Here is a 5,221-nt window from a genome sequence, read left to right on the forward strand (position 1 = left end):
GTCTTAGTGTCTTAGTGATGAGCAAAATGGCCGTGGTTGCTGTGCTGATTTGCGAATGATAAGGAAATGGATCGTTATGAAGCGCCAACATGCAGTTATTTATCCCACACTCTTATTGCTGTTGTCTTGGTTAGTGCCGTTGAATGTCAATGCTGACAGCTATGGCGATCTCGGTGGTCGGCGCATTGTCGCTGTCAAAGTGATATTTGATGGCGAGCAGCAAGACAATGAGACATATCGCAGTGCAGTGCTCAAAGCCTTTGGGGCTTATCCTGGGGCGATTTTTGAACCAACCAGCAGTAATATCATGTTAAATAAGGTAAAACGCCTTAGATTTGTTAACGATGCCGAGTATCTCCCACAGTTAAGCCGCGACGGACAAGTGACGCTATTGTTGAATGTCGAGTTAACTGCTAAGGCAAAACCGCTGCAACAGGAGGCCATGGGGGTGCTTGCTGGAGGGGGACTGAATGACTTTCCGACCTTGTTTGCTAATGATCAGCAAGTCTTGTTGGCAAAATTGGAAAATAAAAGTCTGTTATATGCCAATGACCGGGCTTTTTTTGGACGTCCTGAGGTGTTAACTGCTGGCAATCCCTTGGCGACAGCCCCCTCTGGTCGCGATGCAGGGCCCGATCCTTGGTTTGAATCCAGCATCGAGACGGGTGTCTACGGTTTAAGTAGTTTTTCTAAATATATTAATGGGTTTGCCGGGATTAGTGCGATTGGCTCTGGCTCATGGGGGCCGGAGTTATTTACCGACCAAACCCGCGCTCATTTAGCGGTTGAAGATGCTTATCTTGGGCTGATGGCCAACAATACGACCAGTAATAGTGGAGTGCGCCAGATGAATTTGTTAGTGGGGCGCAAAGCTTTTCAAGTCGATAACGGTATGATTTTGCGCTTAGGTTCAGCCAACGGTGGCGAGCGCGCGGCGTTACAGGCTAATCCACGTTACGCGGCAGAGCAGTTACTCCTAGGGCAATTTGTATACGATAACCATAAATTGGAATTGTTTCGTTTCGATCCCGATGAATTAGAAGAGCTTGATTCTGGTACTGTGATCCATGGCGCCAATTATGAGGGCAATTTCAGCGGAGGCTGGCGCCTCGGTGCCATGTACTTAGCGGTGCCAGAATCACGATTTTCATATTATACCAACGATAGCGTATTCTCTCGTGAAGGGCTGCGAGTCGCCGATTTACGCCTCGCCTACGATGGCCAATTAGGCCAGTCGAACATCTATGCACAGGCGGAAATTGCCAAACAAACCCATGATGATTTTGATATGGATGCGCGCGCCGGTTATCTCGAAATGGGCTATCGCTTTATGGATTGGCGTTTTTCCCCCACGCTCAGCTATCGCTATTCTCAGTTTAGCGGAGACGATCCGGCTACCGCGACGTTTGAGCGTTGGGATCCGTTATTTGCTGGCGGAGGAGGAGATGAATGGGTACAAGGATTAAATCAATACAAAGTGGTACAGACCTCAAACGTCATTGCCCATCGTTTTATGGGACGATTGTTTATTTCCCCGCAACTGGAATTAACCCCCCAATTTTGGCTATTTCAGGCCGATGAATTAAATAACTTAGGCGGGGCGCAGGCGTTGTCGCAGTTTGCCTCTAAGGAATTAGGTCAAGAGCTGAACGTTACGGCCCGTTATGTTGTTAGTGCCAATTTAATTTTTGTTTTTTCAGCCGCTTATACTATTCCTGGGGAGGCGATACGAGAGGCGTTAAACGATGATTATCACCATTGGTTAAGTGCCAGTACCCTGATGATTGCGCGTTTTTAATTCACTAACTGGAGTCACAATAATGAATCAATCCATAACATGGAAAAGTGCTTGCTTACTCGGCTGCTTGGTTGGGAGCTTACTGCCATCAACCAGCATGGCAAATGATTATAAACAAGTGGATATCAAGCCGTTAGATCCCGCCTATTTTACGGCAGGGCGACATCAGGGCCGAACCTACTTTATCACCGGCGGAGCTCGTGGCATCGGCGCGGCATCGGCGATAAGGCTCGCTCGAGAGGGCGCGAATGTGATGATTTTTGATGTGTTAGAAAAAGAAGGCCAAGCCACCGTCGCTCAGATCATAAAGGAAGGTGGTAAGGCTGTATTTTTTAAGGGTGATGTGCGCAGTAATGAGGATCTGCAAAAAGCGGTCGATTTGACTCTTGAAAAATTTGGCCAAATCAATGGGGCATTGAATTCGGCAGGAGTGATGGCGGCGATGGCGCCGGATACTGAGCTTGATTATTCAAAGCAAAAGCCCTTATTACCCACTCCCGTTGCCGATGCTGGCGATGAATATTTTGATACCTTAATGGCCGTGAATGCCACAGGGGTTTTTAAGTCGATGCGTGCCCAACTTAACCCGATGCTAAAACAAGGTAAGGGGGGCTCGATTGTCAATATTTGTTCAATTGCAGGGTTGACCGGTCTTGCCGGAAACTCAGCCTATGTTGCCAGTAAACATGCCTGCAGTGGCCTGACGCGCAGCGCCGCCATTGATTATGCTCCTTATGGGATCCGAGTGAATTCGGTCAACATGGCCGCCACCGAAACGGCAATGACCGACATGGCAATGAAATACGTTAAAGCTGCCGCTGCGGAAAATGTCGCTTCCACCGTACCCAATATGGGGCGCACTAAAACTTTAAGCTTACTCGCCTATGCCGATAGTAATAAGCGTCAATCTACCGTATGGGAGCAGGCAGCGGTGATTTGCTTCTTATTGTCTGATGAAGCCTCCAATTTGACTGGGGGATTATTCCCAACCGACGGCGGCTGGACGGCTTATTAACTCTATGCTCGAAGTGCGCAGGGGCGTTCGCTGGAGTGTGCTGTAAGCAAACGTCGTTGAGCTAACTTAGATGTTGAGCTGTTGAGCTAACTTAAGTGCAGTTAAACGTGGTTTAGTGAGTGATAGCAATGGCGACATTTATGCCGCCATTGTTTATTAAGCCTCACCAATAGGACCTTTGTACTGGCCAGATTGCCAAGATGTATTCAAGCCCGTTTCGGGGGCACTGAAAGGTGTGTCAGCCCTTCAAGCATCAAACGGTTTGCGCATTGAAAGCGTTACATTGTTAATATTAGAGTACTTTTGCGATGGATTTGGCTAAGTAATCAACATTCTCTTCGCTGATCCCGGCAATACTTATCCGGCTTGAACCCACCATATAAATGCTAAATTCTTGCTGCAGACGGGCAACTTGCTCAGGGCTAATGCCTAAGAAAGAAAACATGCCTTTCTGACGAGCGATAAAGCTAAAATCGCGCTCAACACCATTAGCCTTGAGTTTGGCAACTAACATCGCGCGGTTGCCATTGATACGATCGCGCATCACCTTAAGCTCATCTAACCACTGCTTAGTCAATTCCGCTGAGCCTAAAATGGTCTCCACAATGGCAGCGCCATGAGCAGGGGGCATGGAATAGAGACAACGTACTACATACAGCAGGACGGATTGCGCAATATTGGCGCTATGGGCATCTTTGGCAATGACAGAGCATGAGCCGATGCGCTCGCGGTACAGTCCGAAGTTCTTCGAGCATGAGCTGCAAAGGATCATATTATCGACGGCCGCCGCCATTTGACGTACGCCGTAGGCATCTTGGTCGACACCATCACCAAACCCTTGGTATGCCATATCAATCAGAGGCGTAAAACCTTGCGCTTTGGTGAGGGCCACCACTTTATCCCATTGTTCGCAGGTCAAATCCATGCCGCTTGGGTTATGGCAACAAGCGTGCAATAGTACGACATCCTGTGGGCCGATTTGCGCTAATGCGCTCATCATCTCGTCAAATTTTAAGGTTTGATTATCGTAGTCGTAGTAGGGATAGGTTTTAACGGTAATGCCCGCAGCCTCAAATAACCCAATGTGGTTAGCCCAAGTCGGATCGCTTACCCAGAGCACCGCATTTGGGTTACAGCGTTTGATGAAGTCACCCGCCACGCGCAGCGCACCTGTGCCACCCGGGGTTGATACGGTGCGGATGCGGTTGGTGATAATCGCACTGTGGTCAACACCAAATGCGAGTTCCGTCATGAGTTGGTTAAATTGAGGCGAGCCTGCTGGCCCGATATAGACTTTGGTGGTTTCGGTCTCTAAGCGAATTTTTTCGGCCGTTTTCACGCAGTGTAAAATAGGGGTGTGTCCGGCAGGATCTTTATATACCCCCACCCCTAAGTCGATTTTGTGTGGGTGAGTATCTTCACGATACTGCGTGAGCAAGCCGAGGATTGGATCCGCTGGCATTGCGGTAAGGTTATTCAACATAGCGCCATCTACCTTTCTGATTGTTATTGATTTTTGGGGAGTGCTTAACACGGTACGCTGCACCGCACCGCCATCATTATGCTTGAGTGCTAGCATAGCGTGTAAAGGTGAGGCAATAAAAGTAAAAACGCTGAATAAGCCGCTGTGTTTTTTTGGAAAAAAATGCTGCCGAAAATACGCTTAATTCATCAATCCACTGCTTAAGTTTTGTTTTATTTGTTATTTTTAGACTGACTTGAATATTTTTCTACTGTAAAACCGCATTTGAGGGCAAAAAACGGTTGAATCCTTAGCCTTGATCGGTAATTTTATAACCTTGATGTGCCAACAAGGCTCCTATTTCTTGTCATTTGTAAGTAAAACTTGACGCCCTGCGCGTGATGTTGCCATTTTTCCTAATCAGTCCGCGCGATCATGATGAATGCGCCCCTATTGAAAAAGAAGATTTATTAATGAAGCAATTACGTCTCGAACCTGTTGTGCAAGTCTGCGGTGAAATCAATATTCCGGGCTCAAAAAGTATTTCAAATCGAGCCCTGTTACTTGCAACTTTAGCCCAAGGCACAACGACCCTCACCAATTTGCTCGATTCTGATGACATTCGGCATATGCTGACATCCCTTAAACAGTTAGGGGTAAAATATCGTTTATCCGAGAACAATACCGTGTGTGAACTGACGGGGTTAGGTGGCGCAATATCAGCGGCCAATGCGCAAACCTTATTTTTAGGTAACGCTGGCACGGCCATGCGGCCTCTGTGCGCCGCCTTAACCTTAGGACAAGGCGAGTTTACGTTAACGGGCGAGCCGCGTATGGAAGAACGCCCCATTGGCGATTTAGTTGATGCCCTAAGACAACTGGGGGCCAATATTGTTTACCTTAAAAATGATGGTTTTCCACCATTAACCATTAATGCGACGGGCCT

Annotated in this window: 3 protein-coding genes and 1 pseudogene; 3 read left to right on the forward strand and 1 reads right to left on the reverse strand. The window is 47.7% G+C overall.

The window, feature by feature from the left end:
• Positions 1-76: 76 nt before the first annotated feature.
• Both ACRCZA_RS15495 and ACRCZA_RS15500 read left to right on the forward strand, forming a co-directional pair.
• The gene (locus ACRCZA_RS15495) at positions 77-1,798 is read left to right on the forward strand and encodes an alginate export family protein (protein WP_438675291.1); all 1,722 of its coding nucleotides are present in this window, start codon (positions 77-79) and stop codon (positions 1,796-1,798) included.
• Positions 1,799-1,820: 22 nt separating this feature from the next.
• Positions 1,821-2,813 carry an SDR family NAD(P)-dependent oxidoreductase gene (locus ACRCZA_RS15500; RefSeq protein ID WP_438675292.1) on the forward strand — a complete coding sequence of 331 codons (993 nt, stop codon included), beginning with the start codon at positions 1,821-1,823 and terminating at the stop codon, positions 2,811-2,813.
• Between the two features lie 292 nt (positions 2,814-3,105).
• On the opposite strand, the gene ACRCZA_RS15505 is transcribed toward ACRCZA_RS15500, so the two are convergent.
• Positions 3,106-4,296 carry an amino acid aminotransferase gene (locus ACRCZA_RS15505; protein ID WP_438675293.1) on the reverse strand — a complete coding sequence of 397 codons (1,191 nt, stop codon included), beginning with the start codon at positions 4,294-4,296 and terminating at the stop codon, positions 3,106-3,108.
• Between the two features lie 452 nt (positions 4,297-4,748).
• Here ACRCZA_RS15505 and ACRCZA_RS15510 point away from each other — a divergent pair.
• A pseudogene (locus ACRCZA_RS15510) lies at positions 4,749-5,221 on the forward strand (3-phosphoshikimate 1-carboxyvinyltransferase); the annotation flags it as partial.

Origin of the sequence: Shewanella sp., assembly GCF_051658185.1 — a bacterium.
Classification (GTDB): Bacteria; Pseudomonadota; Gammaproteobacteria; order Enterobacterales; family Shewanellaceae; genus Shewanella.

Excerpts from the sequence above, each read along its gene's own strand:
- ACRCZA_RS15495 (WP_438675291.1), top strand. The coding sequence starts at position 77 with ATGAAGCGCCAACATGCAGTTATTTATCCCACACTCTTATTGCTGTTG.
- ACRCZA_RS15500 (WP_438675292.1), top strand. The coding sequence starts at position 1,821 with ATGAATCAATCCATAACATGGAAAAGTGCTTGCTTACTCGGCTGCTTG.
- ACRCZA_RS15505 (WP_438675293.1), bottom strand. The coding sequence starts at position 4,296 with ATGTTGAATAACCTTACCGCAATGCCAGCGGATCCAATCCTCGGCTTG.